Source organism: Sphingomonas rustica (assembly GCF_039652585.1).
Lineage (GTDB): Bacteria > Pseudomonadota > Alphaproteobacteria > Sphingomonadales > Sphingomonadaceae > Sphingomonas > Sphingomonas rustica.
The window spans coordinates 1-14,503 of the sequence record NZ_JBDIZK010000014.1 but is presented as its reverse complement, the minus strand read 5'-3'; the positions used below and the strand labels follow the sequence as shown (position 1 = coordinate 14,503).

The window sequence follows — 14,503 nt, the reverse complement described above, 5'->3', positions numbered from 1 at the left end:
ACGAACGGGACCGAAACGACCGAAGGTCAGACCCGAGCGGCGCGACGGGGTTCGAGGCCCCAGAAGCAACCAAATCGGGCGCGGTTGACTGTGGTGCACCAAAATGTTGGTCGAACCGCGGAATCGATTCTGTCAAAGAAAGCGCATGACCAGCAAATTCCCCTTCCGGCCTGACAGCCCCTATTCCGACTTCCTGAAACTCCAGCGCGAGCAGGCGGACATGGTCAAGAACATCCTCGGGCCGACGACCGAGTTCCAGCGCCGCCTTGCCGCGGTCCAGCGCCCGTTGGCCCATCTGCGGGAGCTTGAGAAGACTGGCATTCTTGGCACCGCCGCGCGGATGAGCGGCACGCGGATCGGCGAGGTGATGGCGGCAAGCGAGGCGCTGCGCTTGAGCAAGATTTCAGCGCTGAAGGATTTCGCCTCGCCGAACTGGATGGTCGCACTCCAAGGCACAGCGCGCTGGATCGACCGCGATCCGGGCGGAATCCTGAAGACGCAGAAGGCTATCCTAGTCGCGAGCGTGCCCGAATGGACCAAGCTCGGCAGTGTCTTCGCGGCCAATCAGTCGACGATCAGCAAGCTGTTGGGCGCGTCGCGCTGGGCTGAGCAGGCGCGGACCCTGAGCGAGCAACTTTCGCCCAGCCTGGAAATTATCAAGATCGCCGCCGACCGCGCGCGGATGATCGACGGCCTGACCCTGCGGGCAGCGGCCGACACGGTGGCCACGAGCAGTGCCGCGATCGCGGCCGAGCAGGTTCTCGAAGCGCACCGGTTGATCGAGGCGATCGGTCAGTCGGAGAGCCCGGAGCAAGGTGCCGGTCTGCTTATCGCCCTCGTCACGCTGATGGCGGCGATTGTGCAGCGCTTCGGTGAGAACACGATGAAGGAGATCGGCGGGATCGGAGCGCTCAAGCTGTTCGAGATCTTCATGGTTGTGCTGGCGTTCGTCCAGTGGATGACGCCACCGGACATGTCGCCGGCCGAAATGCAGGCAATCGTCGAGATCAAGGCCGAGTTGCAGACGATCGAGGACCGCATCGAGGAACTGCTGCAGGCGCAGGAAGCTGCACACGAAGCCTCAGTCGCGGATATGCCGCGCGCCGAACTCAAGCGGATGGCCCCGATCCGCCGCGAGCCCCAAGGCAAGGCACAGGTGCTGATGCGCGGTGACGAGGGTATGCTGCTGGCGGTCAAGGAAAATCGGGGCACATGGCGACTTGTAGTCTACCGCGACCCTCTGACCGACCAGCTGTCGGAGGGCTGGGTCTATGCCCCGGCCGTGCGGCTGTTGGACGCGCCCGGCTGATGAACGAACGACTGCTTTCGGGATACGGGGTGCGGCCGGTAAACGGCGGCAGTGGGGCGCAAAGCTGCCAAGCAGCAACTCTAGCCTACCGCCCCACGCCATCCCTCACTCCACCACGTAAAAATCAATCACCACATGATCCGGCATCCGGATCCCCCGCCCGACGAACGTCTTCGTCCGCAACCACGCATGCGCGCCCGGCGGCGGGTCGAACACCGGCGTCGCCCGGAAATAATAGGCCGCGGGATCGACCTTCTCGCCGCGCGCCAGCCGTTCAGTCACCTCACCGCTCGCCACGCGCACGCCGACATTGTGCACGCCGATCACCGTGCCGTCCGCCGCCTTCAGGAAATAGCGCGCCTCCAGCCGGGTCACGCCGCCGGGGAAGATCGTCTGCCAGTCGCCGCCGCCGGCCATCACCTCGCCGGTCATGCGCGGGCCGGTCACCGTGCCGCCGGTGATCGGGATGAAGCGCTTGCGCCCGCCATCGATCTCGCCCTGCTCGACCGGCGGCGCGACCTCGACCCGTGCGGAGAACGCATAGGTCAGCGTGGGCGCGGGGGCCGACTGGCCCAGTGCGGTGCCGGTCGTGCTGATCAGTGCCGCCGCGACGCCGCCGACCGCGCCGGAGAGGCGACGAATGAAACCGGATCGCATTGCCATCGGACGCCTCTTCCCCTGCAGACTGTCTAGTTTGTCATGCGGCATATCGAACCGGGCGCGGCGGATGCAAGCGCGATCTGCCCTCGTCCCGCTGCCGCTGCGGTCCCGGTGGATAAAAACGGCACGATGATCGTTTCGATGCCGGACTATCCACTGGCGGGAACTGACATGAAGAAGAATCCGGTGCTGCTCCTCGTGATCGGGGCGGCGATGCTGATCGTCGGCGTGTTTCTCCAGCTGAACGGCGGACCGCCCAAGGCCGACGCCGCAGCCATCGCCCAGTGCGAGAACCGGGTGCGCGATCAGGGTGCGGAGATGATCGCCCGGTGCCAGGAAAGCGCCTTCGCCACCGCCATGACCGCAACCGATGCCCAGGCCGCGGCCCAGTCGATCAGCGCCGCGAACAACAGCGAGGTCGGCGGCAACATGCTGTCGCTGTTCCTGATCGGGCTCAGCCTGCCGCTGCTGATCGTCGGCGTGCTTGGCCTGGTCCAGCGCCGCCGCGGCGTCTAGCCGATGCTCGCCCTGTCGCTGATCGCCGCGCTGGCGATGACCGCCCCCGCGACCGACGGGAAACCGGACCCGACCGAGGCGGCGCTGGCCGCCTGCCTGGCGAAGGACGGCAATGCCTCCACCGCCGGGCAGACCGGTTGCGAGGACGAAGCAGCCAGGGCCTATGATCGGCGGATGAATGCCGCCTACACCGCGCTGCTGCGCCGCCTCCCCGCCGGGGCGGGGGCGCAGCTTCGCGCCGCGCAGCGCAGCTGGATCGCGTTCCGCGATGCCGAGATGAAGGCGAGCAGCGCCTTTTTCGAGACGCGGCAGGGCACGATGTACGTCCCCATGCAGGCGGCCGATGCGACCGCGCTGATCCGCGACCGCGCGCTTGCGCTCGAGGGCAAGCTGCGCATCCTCCAGATCGACGACTGACCGCGCGCGGTGGCGGGTGTGCCGCCCGCCGCCCGCCGCCGCCCGCGTCACCCCTGGGGATAGGGCGACAGGTCGGGCTCCTTCTGGTCGCGCGCGAACATCTTCGTCGTCAGGCCGCGCAGCATCGGCCGGCTCGCCACGTTCAGCACGCCGTGGAGCAGATGGATGCCCAGCTTGCTGTGCGGGTTCATCAGCCGCGGCGCGATCTTCGGCACGCCCTGCGCCTGGTCGACCATCGGCCGCATCGCCGCCTCATAGGCCGCCAGCGCCTCCGCCAGGTCGGGCGTGCGGATCAATTCGCCCGCCAGCACATGGCCGCCGGTCACCGCCAGCGTCGCGCCCACCCCGCCCAGCGGCGTGACGCACCAGGCGGCATCGCCGGTCAGCACGACGCGACCGTTCGACCAGCGCTTCATCCGCACCTGGCGCAGCACGTCGAAATAGAAATTCTCCGTGCCGGCCATGCCCGCCAGCACCCGCGGCGCTTCCCACCCGACATCGGCGAACCGCTCGCGCAACCACGCCTTCTGGTCCTCGACGCACAGTTCCTGCTCGCCTTCGGGCGGCTTCTGGATCGTCAGCATCGCCCGGGTCGTGCCGTGCGGGTCGGGGCGCAGCGACACGCTGCGGCCGCCCGCCGCATGGTACCAGCGCCATTTGCGATCGTCGTCGGGCGTGCGGGGAATCGTGAAATAGGCGATCGTCATGTCCATCCAGCGCGGATCATTCTCACCCGGGAAGACGCGGTCGCGGGTCGCCGACCCGACGCCCTCGGCGACGATCACCAGGTCGAACGCCTCGCGCCGCCCGCTCTCGAACGTCACCTGCGCGCCGTCGCGCCCATTCTCCACCTCGGCGATGCTGTCGCCGAAGCGGAATCCGGCATGGTGGCGCGCCGCCTCGTACAACAGGTGCGCCAGGTCGCCGCGCAGGATCTCCATCTCCGCCGTCGGCCCGTCGCCGGTCGTCGCGTCGGTCAGGAACTCGGCCGCGACCTCGCCGTCCTCGTCGACCCAGGCGGTGCCGATCTCGCCGGTCCCGCCGTCCAGCGCGGCCTGCTCCAGTCCCATGCGGCGCAGCACCTCGCGGCCGACCCCGCGCACATCGACATTCTGGCCGCCGTCGCGAAACCCGGGCGCGCGCTCGACCACGGTCACCTCATATCCGTGGCGGCCCAGCCACCACGCGGTGGTTATGCCGGCGATGCTTGCGCCGGTGATCAGGATGCGTCGGGCCATGCTGTTCCTCCAGGCTCCGATAAACATCACGAGTGATATTTTTGTTCCGCTCAGTCTTCCAGATTGGCGATCAACCGCTGGAGCAGCTGCACCAGCTGCGCCGCCTCCGCCGCGCTCATCCCCTCGACCCCGCGGGCATTGGCATCGATCAGCGCCGCGCCGCCGATCGCCGCAATCTCCGCGCCGCGCTCGGTCAGCGAGACCATCGCCGCGCGGCGGTCCTCGGCCAGCGCCGCGCGCGCGATCATCCCCATCGCCTCCAGCTTGCCGAGCAGCGCGACCATCGCCGGCTGCTTGACCGCGGAATCGCGCACCAGATCGCGCTGGAGCATCGGCCCCTTCCACGACAACAGCATGATCGGCCCGATCAGCGCCAGCGACATGCCATGCGGACGCAGCGCCGCGTCGACGGCGCGGTTGAACACCCGCGCGGCATGGTTGGCCAGATAGCCGGGCGCCACCGCCGCCCCCGGATGGATGCGTTCGTCCTGTGCCTTCATGCCCGAACCCTGGGGCATCGCGGCCCGGCTTTCCAGTGGATAGCGCCGCGGCCGCGGCCCGCGCGGCGACCTGCCGCCGTCCGAAACTTTCCCTTCCCCGCTGTCCGCATCGCACGCTAATCTGCGTCTTCGGGAAGATGAGGGGCATCATGACCGTCGATACCGCCGCACCGCGCCTGGCCGATATTCTCGAGGCGTTCGACCGGGTCGAGCCGCTGGACCCGCCCGCGCGCGCCGCGGCGATCGCGACGCTGTCGCCTGCGATCGCCGAACGCGTGGCGGCGATGCTGGCCGCGTCGACCCGGCGCGGCATTCTCGACGCGCCGCCGCCGGTGCTGGAGGACAGCGCCGCGCCGCTGCCGCGCGCGTCGCTCGCCGCCGGTGCGCGGATCGGTGCCTTCATCGTCGACCGGCTGGTCGGGCGCGGCGGCATGGGCGAAGTCTATCTCGCCCGCCGCGCCGACAGCTTCGAACAGCGCGTCGCGCTCAAGCTGCTCCGGGTCGATGCCGTGCCCAGCGAGTCGCTGTTCGCGCGCGAGCGCCAGATGCTCGCCCGGCTCGAACATCCCGGCATCGCCCGGCTGATCGACGGCGGGCTCGCCCCCGACGGCCGGCCCTGGATGGCGATGCAGTTCGTCGAGGGGCGGCCGCTCGATCGCTGGGTCCAGCAGGACCGGCCGCCGCTGGAGGCGCGGCTGCGGGTGTTCGCCGATATCTGCGACGCGGTCGCCTATGCCCATGCCAATCTGGTCGTCCACCGCGACCTGAAGCCGTCGAACATCCTGGTCGACGGCGCCGGCCGCGTCCATCTGCTCGATTTCGGCATCGCCCGGCTGGTCGAGGAGGGGGCGGACGGCACCGCGCCCGCCGCGACCACCAGCGCCGCGCTGATGACGCCCGATTATGCCGCGCCCGAACAGCTCGGCAACGGCACCATCACCGTCGCCACCGACGTCCATGCGCTCGGCCTGATCCTCTACGAGCTGCTGGCCGGCGCCACGCCCTGGGCCGGCGATGGCGGCACCCTGTCGATGCTGGTGCGCCGCGTCGCGCAGGAGGACCCTGCTCCGCCCAGCCGCACCGCCGCCGCGCATCCCGGCATCGCCATCCCGCCCGCCCGGCTGCGCGGCGATCTCGACGCGATCGTCCTCAAGGCGCTGCGAAAGGACCCCGCCCGCCGCTACGGCTCGGTGCCCGAACTGGCCGAGGACGTCGCCCGCCATCAGGCGGCGCTCCCGGTGCGCGCGCGCGACGGGTCGGGCCGCTATCGCTTCGGCCGGTTCGTGCGCCGCAACCGCTGGAGCATCGCCGCGGTCGGCGCGGTGCTCGCGGCGCTGATCGCGGGTGCCGCCGGCATCGCCATCCAGGCGCACCGCACCGCGATCGAGCGCGACACCGCGCTGGCCGAGGCGCGACGCTCGGATTCGATCGTCCAGACGCTGACGTTGATGTTCGCCCAGGCCGGCTATTCGCGCGACCTGACACTCAAGCAGACGCTCGACGAATCGGCGCTGCGCATGCTCGCCACGCTGGATCGCAGCGCGCGCTCGGGCTCCGCGGTCAACGCGCTCAGCGACCTCTACGTCAACATGCAGGATGCCAAGGGCAGCTACGACCTGCTCCGGAGCGCGCTGGCGCGCGGCATCGGCGGCGACAGCGAAGAGATGACCGCGCGGATGCGGGCCAACCTTGCCGATGCCGCGCTGGCGACCGGAGGCAAGGAGGATGTGCCGGCGCTGCTCGGCTCGGCCGAGGCCGTCTTCGCGCGCGATCCGCGCCGCTATGGCAGCGACCTTCAGCAGATCGTCCGCACCCGCGCCGCGATCGCCCGGCGCAAGGGCGATTATGATCGCGCGATCCGCCTGCTGACCGACAATCTCGCCGATGGCGAGCGCGCCCTGGCCGCCAACGACAGCGCGCTGATGACGCTCTACAACAACCTCATCGTCTATCTGATCGAGGCCAACCGGCTGGGCGAGACGGACGCGGTGTTCGCCCGGGTCGACCGGCTGCTGGCGCGCACGGGACAGCGCGACATGATCCAGGCGCTCGGCATCGACCAGCTGCGCAGCGTCATCCGCCTGCGCCAGGGCGACGGCGCCGGTGCCGAGCGGATCGCCGCCAGCATCGTCGAGCGCCGCCGCCGCCTGTTCGGCGAGACGCCGGGCCTCGCGACCGACCTGTCGCAGCTTGCCAAGGCACAGCTCGCCAATGGCCGCCATGCCGAGGCACGGGTGTCGCTGATGGAGGCGCGCCCGCTCGCGGTCCGCTTCCTCGGCGCCCGGTCGCTGCCGGTGCTGGGCATCGACATGACCCTGGTCCAGGCGCTGGCCGAACTGGGCGAGTTCGCCGAGGCGCAGCGGCTGCTCGGCCAGGTGCGGGGCGCGATCGCCGCCCTGCCGCCGACGCCGCTCACCCCGCAGCTCGCGCTGACCGAGGCGGTGCTGGCGATGAAGCAGGGCCGCAGGGCGGAGGCCGCGGCGGCGGCAGGGCGGGCGCGCACCGGCTTTGCCGCGATGGGCCCGGCGGGTGCCTTCGGCCTTCAGTCGGTGGCGAAGGTCGAGGCGCGGATCCGCGCGCTGTGAGGGTTTACGCCTCGCTCGCGGTCATCTCCGAATAGATCCACGCCCGCGCCCGCGTCCACCAGCGGCGCACGGTGCGGTCGGTCACGCCCAGCACCTCGGCGGTCTCGCGCTCGTCCAGCCCGATGAAGAAGCGGCAATCGACCATTTTGGCCAGCAGCGGGTCGTGCCGCGCCAGCTCGGCCAGCGCATCGCCCAGCCGCACCAGCTCCTCGTCGCCATGCGGCTGCTCGGCCAGGGTCGCCAGCACGCCGGTCAGGCTCTCGCGCTGCCCCGCCCGCTTCGCGGTCAGCCGCGCGCGGGCGGCGTCGACCAGGACGTGGCGCATCGCGGTCGCGGCGCATCCCAGGAAATGCGACTTGCTCTGCCAGTCGGCGCGGTTCTGGATCTTGAGATACACTTCGCCGACCAGCGCGGTCGGCTGCAGCGTGACCGGGCTGCCCGCGCGGCGATGCTCGCGCCGCGCGATCAGGTGGAGTTCGTCATACAGCTGCCGGACCAGGTCCTCGGAGGATCCTATCGCATCCGGCCGGATCGGTTCGCTCGCCATCCCGGCCCCCGTTCGTGCCGCGCGACCCTAACATCGGCGCCGGGTGCCGCAACCCGGAAATATGCACAAAAGCGTAGGAAGCTTCCTACGGTGCATTCCCCTTTCCTCACCCCTCGCCGCTCTCCCGCTGCGCGAACAAGTGTCGATACTGTCGCGGCTGCGACCGCAGATATTGGTCCGGCGCCACCACGCTCGCCCCCAGCTCCGCCGCCGCATGCCACGGCCAGCGCGGGTCGTACAGAATGCCCCGCGCCAGCGCGATCAGGTCCGCATCCCCGTCCGCCAGGATCTGCTCCGCCTGCCCCGCCTCGGTGATCAGCCCCACCGCCACCACCGGCATCCCCGTCGCCGCCTTCACCGCCCGCGACAGCGGCACCTGATAGCCCGGCCCGATCGGAATCTCCTGCCGCGGATCCAGCCCGCCGCTCGACACATGGATCGCGCTGCACCCGCGCGCCTCCAGCGCCTTGGCGAACTCGATCGTCTGCGCCTCGTCCCATCCGCCCTCGACCCAGTCGCTGCCCGACACGCGCACCGTCACCGGCCTGTCCGCCGGAAAGGCCGCGCGAACCGCGTCGAACACTTCCAGCGGAAAGCGCATCCGATTCTCCAGGCTCCCGCCATAATCGTCGCGGCGGTGGTTGGAGAGCGGCGAGAGGAACTGATGCAGCAGATAGCCATGCGCGGCGTGGATCTGCACCGCGTCGATCCCCAGCCGCGCCGCACGCCCGGTCGCTTCGGCAAAAGCGTCGCGCACGCGCGCCAGCCCCACCTCGTCGAGCGCGACCGGCGGGTTCTCGCCCGCGCCATGCGCCAGCGCGGACGGCGCCACGGTCTGCCAGCCATTGGCCGCATCGGGCGCGATCTGGCCGCCGCCCTTCCAGGGCAGGTCGGTCGATGCCTTGCGACCGGCATGGCCGAGCTGGATCGCGATCGGCATGTCCGACCAGCGCCGCACGCTCTCCAGCGTCCGCGCCAGCGCCGCCTCGGTCGCATCGTCCCACAAGCCGACGTCCGCATGGCTGATCCGCCCCTCGGGCAGCACCGCGGTCGCCTCGATCGTCAGCAGCGCCGCGCCCGACAGCGCGAGGCCGCCGAGATGGATCAGGTGCCAGTCGGTCATCTGCCCCTCGACCGCGGAATATTGGCACATCGGCGCGATCACGATGCGGTTGCGCAGGCTGAGACCGCCGATCGTCAGCGGTTCGAAGAGTTTCGGTGCGGGCATGGACGTCCTCATGCGATCAGCGGGGATGGTTCGGTCTAGCCCGATACGAACCGCCCCGCACTGCGTTCCGCGCCCGCCGGACGATCCGTTCGTCGATTATCCGCTTGTCAGCACCGGCCATTGTCCCCACCGCTTCGACATTGCCCCGGGGGAGAGACGGACATGCGAGCCTGGTTCGAGGCGCTGGAGCGGGACCTGCAATCGCCGATCGCAGTGCGGCGGTTCGGAAGCGGCTGGTTCGCCGGCTTCTTCGCGCTGGTGCTGGCGATCGCCGGGCTGTGCCTGGTGATGGCGCTGCGCTGGCCCGGCTGGTTCTCGATGCCCGAGCTGGCGCCGGTCTATGCCTGGAGCGGGCTGCGCGCGCTGGTCCATGGCCTGCTGATCTCGGCCTATGCGCTCGCCCTGCTCAGCCTGTTGCTGCGGCCGCGCAAGGCGATCGGGGCGGCGGCGCTGGTGATCGCGCTGGTCGCGACGTTGCTGGGCGGGGCGCAGGTCCAGCCGAGCGAGAGCCAGGCCTGGGGCATCTTCTTCGGGCTCGACTTCTTCGCGGTGAACATGATCGCGACCGGACTGATGTTCGCGCCGATCGAGCGGCTGTTCCCCCGCCACCGCGACCAGAGGCTGTTCCGCGCCGAATGGCGCGAGGACCTGTTCTACTATCTCGTCAGCTCGATGATGGTGCAGGTCATCACCTTCCTAGCGCTGACACCGTCGACCTTCATCATGGCGCAGACCGGCAGCTTCGCGCAGATCCGCGCCGCCATCGCCAGCCAGCCCTGGCTGCTCCAGTTCCTGGAGGTGATGCTGCTGACCGACTTGGCGCAATACTGGTTTCACCGCGCCTTCCACCGCGTGCCGTTCCTGTGGGGCTTCCACGCGGTGCACCACTCGGCCAGGTCGATGGACTGGCTGGCCGGCGCGCGCATGCATTTCTTCGAGATCATCCTGCTGCGCGGCGTGACCTCGCTGCCGCTGCTGACCTTCGGCTTCGCGCCGTCGGTAATGCAGGCCTATATCGCCTTCGTGTACGTCTATTCGTCGATGGTGCACGCGAACCTGCGCGGCGATTTCGACCGGCTCGGCGCGGTGCTGGTGACCCCGCGCTTCCACCATTGGCACCATGCGATCGAGGCCGAAGGCGTCGACAAGAATTTCGCGATCCACTTCCCGATCCTCGACCGGATCTTCGGGACCTATCATTTCCCGAAGGGTCGCTGGCCGACCGGCTACGGCGTGCCGGAGGCGGTGCCCAAGGGATACCGGGCGCAGTTCCTGTATCCGTTCCGGCGGAAGGGGTAAGTCAAATCTCCTCCCCCGGATGCGCAGCATCCGGGGGAGGAAAAGCTGGCTCAGAGCTTCTCGGTGAGCTCCGGCACGATCTTGAAGAGGTCGCCGACCAGGCCGACATCGGCGACCTGGAAGATGGGGGCGTCCTCGTCCTTGTTGATGGCGATGATGACCTTGGAGTCCTTCATGCCCGCCAGGTGCTGGATCGCGCCGGAGATGCCGACCGCGACATAGACTTCGGGTGCGACGATCTTGCCGGTCTGGCCGACCTGATAGTCGTTGGGGACATAGCCGGCATCGACCGCGGCGCGCGATGCGCCGACGGCGGCGCCCAGCTTGTCCGCCAGCGGCTCGATCAACGCGTGGAACTGCTCGCCCGAGCCGAGCGCGCGGCCACCCGAGACGATGATCTTGGCGCTGGTCAGCTCCGGACGCTCCGACTTGGCGATCTCGGCCGACACGAAGCTCGACAGGCCGGCATCGCCGGTGCCCGAGACGGCCTCGACGCTGGCCGATCCGCCGCTGGTCTCGGCCTTGGCGAAGGCGGTGCCGCGCACGGTGATGACCTTCTTGGCGTCGCTCGACTGGACGGTGGCGATGGCGTTGCCGGCATAGATCGGACGCGTGAAGCTGTCCGGACCCTCGACCGACAGGATGTCGGAGATCTGCATCACGTCGAGCAGCGCGGCCACGCGCGGGGCGATGTTCTTGCCGGTGGTGGTCGCCGGGAACACTGCCGCGTCGTGATCGGCCATCAGCGACACGATCAGCGGCGCGACATTCTCGGCCAGGCCATGCGCATAGGCGGGATCGTCGGCCAGATGGACCTTGGTCACGCCGGCGATCTTTGCGGCCTCGTCGGCGACGCCCGCGGCGCCGCTGCCGGCGACCAGCAGATGGACCTCGCCCAGCTGGCCGGCGGCAGTCACCGCGGCCAGCGTCGCGTCCTTGACGGCGGCATTGTCATGTTCGACCCAGACGAGCGTCTTCATTTCGCGACTCCCAGCACCTTGAGCTTGCCGATCAGTTCGTCGACATCGGCGACCTTCACGCCTGCCTGGCGCTTGGCCGGCTCGACCACCTTCAGCGTCTTCAGGCGCGGCGCGACGTCGATGCCGTAATCGGCCACCGTCTTCTTCGCCACCGGCTTGGACTTGGCCTTCATGATGTTGGGCAAGGTCGCATAGCGCGGCTCGTTGAGACGAAGATCGGTCGTCACGATCGCCGGCGCCTTCAGGTCCACCGTCTCCAGCCCGCCATCGACCTCGCGGGTCACCACGATGCGCTCGCCGGTCACCTCGACCTTGTTGGCGAAGGTGCCCTGCGGCCAGCCCAGCAGCGCGGCCAGCATCTGGCCGGTCTGGTTGCTGTCGTCGTCGATCGCCTGCTTGCCCAGGATCACCAGGCCCGGCTGCTCCTCGTCGCACACCGCCTTCAGCAGCTTCGCGACACCCAGCGGCTCGACCTCGTCCTCGCTCACGATCAGGATCGCACGATCCGCACCCATCGCGCGCGCCGTCAGCAGCACGTCGGTCTCCGCCTTCGGCACCCCGATCGTCACCACCACCACCTCGGTCGCGGCACCCTTTTCCTTCAGACGAACCGCTTCCTCGATCGCGATTTCGTCGAACGGGTTCATGCTCATCTTCACGTTCGCCAGATCGACGCCCGTCCCGTCCGCCTTCACCCGCGGCTTCACATTGTAATCAAGCACACGCTTGACCGGTACGATTATCTTCATCGCATCACCTTCGTCATTGGCGCGGCTCGATCCCCGCGCAGAGAATATCGACCAGTTGCGCCGCCATTTCCGGCGGCGTCAGCGGACCATCGACCCGGTACCAGCGCGCCAGCCAGTTCAGCGCCCCGGCAAAGGCGAGACCGGTGAGACGCGCATCGGCGATCGCGGCGGAGCCGTCCGCCCCCGCATCGACGATCATAGCCAGCATCGCATCGTCGATCTCGCGCTTGAGCGCGCGGAACTTCAGACGGGCGTCGGGCGACAGCAATTCCTCGCCGGTGCGAATGACGCAGCGACCGAACTCGCCCATGATGACCCCGGCATAGAGGCGCAGGAACGAGCGCAGCCGATCCAGCCCGGTGCCGGGTTCGGCGCGCGCCTGATCGGCGGCCTGGTGCAGCTTGCCGATGCCGCGGCGCACGCACTCGACCAGCACCTGCTCCTTGTTGCCGAGATGATGGTAGATCACCGGCTTGGTCACGCCGAGCGAAGCAGCGACATCGTCGAGCGAGGTGGCGTGGAAGCCGCGCTCGTTGAACATCCGCACTGCCGCCAGCAGCAGCGCGTCGCGCTTTTCCTCACGCTCACCGGCATTGGTGCGCGTCGAGCGGAAGGGCGAGCCGGCAAGGGCGGGATCGGTGGCCATTGGTTACTGGCGAGTAGCATTATTCCCGCGGGTAGGAAAGACGCTTTTGGCAATGGGCAAGGCTGGCCCCCTGCCCTATGGTCGCCGCATGCGAAGCGGGCGATCGATCCTGGTGGTGGGCGGCGGGACGGCGGGCTGGCTGACCGCGGCCTATCTGGCCCGGCATCTGGGCGTCACCGATCGTGCACGGGTGTCGATCACGCTGATCGAATCGCCGGAGATCGGCATCGTCGGGGTCGGCGAAGGCACCTTCCCGACGATCCGCAGCACGCTGAAATATCTGGGCATCGACGAGACGCAGTTCATCCGCGCGACCTCGGCGACGTTCAAGCAGGGCATCCGCTTCGTCGATTGGGCGGAAACGCCGGTGGACGGGCGGCACAGCCATTATTTCCACCCGTTCGAGGCGCCGTTCCACAGCGAAGAGACCAGCCTGATCCCCTATTGGCTGTTGCAGGACGAAGCGACGCGGCCGCCCTTTGCCGAAGCGGTGACGATCCAGAACCGGGTGGCGGAGGCGCAGCGCGCGCCCAAACGGCCGCACGAAGGCGATTTCGACGGCCCCCTCAACTATGCCTATCATTTCGACGCGACGCGGCTGGCCGAGGTGCTGGCCGAGCGCGCCGTCGCGCTGGGCGTGCGCCATGTCGCCGACCGGATCGAGCGGGCCGAACTGGATGATCGCGGCGCGATCGCCCGCGTCGTCACCGAAGGCGGGGAGACGTTCGAGGCGGACCTGTATGTCGATTGCAGCGGCTTTCGCGCCGAGCTGATCGGCCAGGCGCTGGGCGTGCCGTTCAAGCCGGTCCAGGACACGCTGTTCACCGACCGGGCGCTCGCCTGCAAGCTGCCCTATGACCGGCCGGACGCGCCGCTGGAAAGCTACACGGTCGCGACCGCGCATGAAGGCGGCTGGATCTGGGACATCGGCCTGGCCGGCGCCCGCGGGATCGGCTGCGTCTATTCGAGCGCGCATGTCAGCGACGCGCGGGCCGAGGAGATCCTGTCCGGCTATGTCGGACCGCGCTTTGCCGAGGTGACGCCGCGCCGGATCGCGTTCGAGGCGGGCTATCGCACCCGCCAGTGGGAGCGCAACTGCGTCGCGGTCGGGCTGGCGGCCGGGTTCATGGAGCCGCTGGAATCGACCGGCGTGGTGCTGATCGAGGCGGCGATCGCGATGATCGCCGAGCTGTTTCCGCTCAACGGCCCGGTCGACGCCCCGGCGCGGCGATTCAACGAGCTGATGAATGCCCGCTACGACAATATCGTCAGCTTCCTGAAGCTCCATTACTGCCTCAGCCGGCGCGAGGAGCCGTTCTGGCGGCGCAACGCCGATCCGGCGACGATCCCGGAACGGCTGCGCGACCTGCTCGACCAGTGGCGCTATCGCCCGCCCGGCCGGTTCGACTTCACCCTCGACACCGAGAGCTTCGCCTATTTCAACTATCAGTACATCCTCTACGGCATGGGCTTCCAGACCGACCTGGGCCCGGTTCGCGAGGAGTTTCCGCTGGTCGAGGAAGCGAAGGCGATTTTCGCCAGGGTGCGCGCGTTCAGCGAGCGCGCCGCGCACGACCTGCCGCCGCACCGCGCGCTGATCGAGCATATCAACGCCAGCGGCGGACTGCGCCTGGCAGTCTAGCAGGCTGTTGAAGAAGTCACTGGCGTGAGCGGGATGATCGTGATTCACTAATCCGGCTGGAGGTTGGGATGCGCGGATCAGACGAACGCACGGGAGCGCTATTCTCGTATGTCGATGTGGAGTCCCGGATACGTTCGGATCACCCGCTCCGACGGATCCGGGAGATAACCAACGCGGCGCTGGCGGC

Annotated in this window: 14 protein-coding genes and 1 pseudogene; 7 read left to right on the top strand and 8 right to left on the bottom strand. The window is 69.0% G+C overall.

What is annotated here, in order from left to right; translation table 11 throughout:
• The first annotated feature begins 145 nt into the window (after positions 1-145).
• The gene (locus TPR58_RS19855; protein ID WP_346248500.1) at positions 146-1,309 is read left to right on the top strand and encodes an SH3 domain-containing protein; all 1,164 of its coding nucleotides are present in this window, start codon (positions 146-148) and stop codon (positions 1,307-1,309) included.
• Between the two features lie 105 nt (positions 1,310-1,414).
• On the opposite strand, the gene TPR58_RS19850 is transcribed toward TPR58_RS19855, so the two are convergent.
• On the bottom strand, positions 1,415-1,972 hold the full coding sequence (locus tag TPR58_RS19850) for a DUF3237 domain-containing protein (protein WP_346248499.1): 558 nt from the start codon (positions 1,970-1,972) through the stop codon (positions 1,415-1,417).
• Between the two features lie 138 nt (positions 1,973-2,110).
• On the opposite strand from TPR58_RS19850, the gene TPR58_RS19845 reads away from it, so the two are divergent.
• Positions 2,111-2,485, top strand: a complete 375-nt coding sequence (locus tag TPR58_RS19845; protein WP_346248498.1) for a hypothetical protein — start codon at positions 2,111-2,113, stop codon at positions 2,483-2,485.
• Between the two features lie 3 nt (positions 2,486-2,488).
• Positions 2,489-2,902 carry a lysozyme inhibitor LprI family protein gene (locus tag TPR58_RS19840; protein ID WP_346248497.1) on the top strand — a complete coding sequence of 138 codons (414 nt, stop codon included), beginning with the start codon at positions 2,489-2,491 and terminating at the stop codon, positions 2,900-2,902.
• A gap of 47 nt (positions 2,903-2,949) precedes the next feature.
• Here TPR58_RS19840 and TPR58_RS19835 read toward each other — a convergent pair whose 3' ends face one another.
• Together TPR58_RS19835 and TPR58_RS19830 are read right to left on the bottom strand one after the other, a co-directional pair.
• Positions 2,950-4,140, bottom strand: a complete 1,191-nt coding sequence (locus TPR58_RS19835; protein ID WP_346248496.1) for an FAD-dependent monooxygenase — start codon at positions 4,138-4,140, stop codon at positions 2,950-2,952.
• 50 nt (positions 4,141-4,190) lie between these two features.
• The gene (locus TPR58_RS19830) at positions 4,191-4,658 is read right to left on the bottom strand and encodes a MarR family winged helix-turn-helix transcriptional regulator (RefSeq protein ID WP_346248495.1); all 468 of its coding nucleotides are present in this window, start codon (positions 4,656-4,658) and stop codon (positions 4,191-4,193) included.
• A gap of 131 nt (positions 4,659-4,789) precedes the next feature.
• Between TPR58_RS19830 and TPR58_RS19825 the strand changes: the two genes are divergently transcribed.
• Positions 4,790-7,225 carry a serine/threonine-protein kinase gene (locus TPR58_RS19825; RefSeq protein WP_346248494.1) on the top strand — a complete coding sequence of 812 codons (2,436 nt, stop codon included), beginning with the start codon at positions 4,790-4,792 and terminating at the stop codon, positions 7,223-7,225.
• A gap of 4 nt (positions 7,226-7,229) precedes the next feature.
• Here TPR58_RS19825 and TPR58_RS19820 read toward each other — a convergent pair whose 3' ends face one another.
• On the bottom strand, positions 7,230-7,772 hold the full coding sequence (locus TPR58_RS19820; RefSeq protein ID WP_346248493.1) for an ECF-type sigma factor: 543 nt from the start codon (positions 7,770-7,772) through the stop codon (positions 7,230-7,232).
• A gap of 106 nt (positions 7,773-7,878) precedes the next feature.
• The gene (locus tag TPR58_RS19815; protein ID WP_346248492.1) at positions 7,879-9,000 is read right to left on the bottom strand and encodes an NADH:flavin oxidoreductase/NADH oxidase; all 1,122 of its coding nucleotides are present in this window, start codon (positions 8,998-9,000) and stop codon (positions 7,879-7,881) included.
• Between the two features lie 162 nt (positions 9,001-9,162).
• Between TPR58_RS19815 and TPR58_RS19810 the strand changes: the two genes are divergently transcribed.
• The gene (locus TPR58_RS19810; protein WP_346248491.1) at positions 9,163-10,299 is read left to right on the top strand and encodes a sterol desaturase family protein; all 1,137 of its coding nucleotides are present in this window, start codon (positions 9,163-9,165) and stop codon (positions 10,297-10,299) included.
• 50 nt (positions 10,300-10,349) lie between these two features.
• Here TPR58_RS19810 and TPR58_RS19805 read toward each other — a convergent pair whose 3' ends face one another.
• Genes TPR58_RS19805 through TPR58_RS19795 form a run of 3 tightly spaced genes read right to left on the bottom strand, consistent with a single transcriptional unit; the run spans position 10,350 to position 12,674 of the window.
• Complete coding sequence (locus TPR58_RS19805; RefSeq protein ID WP_346248490.1) at positions 10,350-11,279, bottom strand: electron transfer flavoprotein subunit alpha/FixB family protein; 930 nt, start codon at positions 11,277-11,279, stop codon at positions 10,350-10,352.
• Entirely contained in the window at positions 11,276-12,028 is a 753-nt protein-coding gene (locus tag TPR58_RS19800) for an electron transfer flavoprotein subunit beta/FixA family protein (RefSeq protein ID WP_346248489.1), read from the bottom strand. Before TPR58_RS19800 ends, TPR58_RS19805 begins: the two co-directional genes overlap by 4 nt.
• A gap of 13 nt (positions 12,029-12,041) precedes the next feature.
• On the bottom strand, positions 12,042-12,674 hold the full coding sequence (locus TPR58_RS19795) for a TetR/AcrR family transcriptional regulator (protein WP_346248488.1): 633 nt from the start codon (positions 12,672-12,674) through the stop codon (positions 12,042-12,044).
• 52 nt (positions 12,675-12,726) lie between these two features.
• On the opposite strand from TPR58_RS19795, the gene TPR58_RS19790 reads away from it, so the two are divergent.
• Positions 12,727-14,316, top strand: coding sequence for a tryptophan halogenase family protein (locus TPR58_RS19790; protein ID WP_346248487.1), 1,590 nt, complete (start codon positions 12,727-12,729; stop codon positions 14,314-14,316).
• Between the two features lie 68 nt (positions 14,317-14,384).
• Positions 14,385-14,503: pseudogene (locus TPR58_RS19785) on the top strand (IS5/IS1182 family transposase); the annotation flags it as partial.

What these genes read in the sequence shown, in the direction of transcription:
- TPR58_RS19835 (WP_346248496.1), bottom strand. Translation starts at nt 4,140, where the DNA reads ATGGCCCGACGCATCCTGATCACCGGCGCAAGCATCGCCGGCATAACC.
- TPR58_RS19790 (WP_346248487.1), top strand. Translation starts at nt 12,727, where the DNA reads ATGGGCAAGGCTGGCCCCCTGCCCTATGGTCGCCGCATGCGAAGCGGG.
- TPR58_RS19800 (WP_346248489.1), bottom strand. Translation starts at nt 12,028, where the DNA reads ATGAAGATAATCGTACCGGTCAAGCGTGTGCTTGATTACAATGTGAAG.
- TPR58_RS19855 (WP_346248500.1), top strand. Translation starts at nt 146, where the DNA reads ATGACCAGCAAATTCCCCTTCCGGCCTGACAGCCCCTATTCCGACTTC.
- TPR58_RS19830 (WP_346248495.1), bottom strand. Translation starts at nt 4,658, where the DNA reads ATGCCCCAGGGTTCGGGCATGAAGGCACAGGACGAACGCATCCATCCG.
- TPR58_RS19825 (WP_346248494.1), top strand. Translation starts at nt 4,790, where the DNA reads ATGACCGTCGATACCGCCGCACCGCGCCTGGCCGATATTCTCGAGGCG.
- TPR58_RS19850 (WP_346248499.1), bottom strand. Translation starts at nt 1,972, where the DNA reads ATGGCAATGCGATCCGGTTTCATTCGTCGCCTCTCCGGCGCGGTCGGC.
- TPR58_RS19840 (WP_346248497.1), top strand. Translation starts at nt 2,489, where the DNA reads ATGCTCGCCCTGTCGCTGATCGCCGCGCTGGCGATGACCGCCCCCGCG.
- TPR58_RS19845 (WP_346248498.1), top strand. Translation starts at nt 2,111, where the DNA reads ATGCCGGACTATCCACTGGCGGGAACTGACATGAAGAAGAATCCGGTG.
- TPR58_RS19795 (WP_346248488.1), bottom strand. Translation starts at nt 12,674, where the DNA reads ATGGCCACCGATCCCGCCCTTGCCGGCTCGCCCTTCCGCTCGACGCGC.
- TPR58_RS19815 (WP_346248492.1), bottom strand. Translation starts at nt 9,000, where the DNA reads ATGCCCGCACCGAAACTCTTCGAACCGCTGACGATCGGCGGTCTCAGC.
- TPR58_RS19820 (WP_346248493.1), bottom strand. Translation starts at nt 7,772, where the DNA reads ATGGCGAGCGAACCGATCCGGCCGGATGCGATAGGATCCTCCGAGGAC.
- TPR58_RS19810 (WP_346248491.1), top strand. Translation starts at nt 9,163, where the DNA reads ATGCGAGCCTGGTTCGAGGCGCTGGAGCGGGACCTGCAATCGCCGATC.
- TPR58_RS19805 (WP_346248490.1), bottom strand. Translation starts at nt 11,279, where the DNA reads ATGAAGACGCTCGTCTGGGTCGAACATGACAATGCCGCCGTCAAGGAC.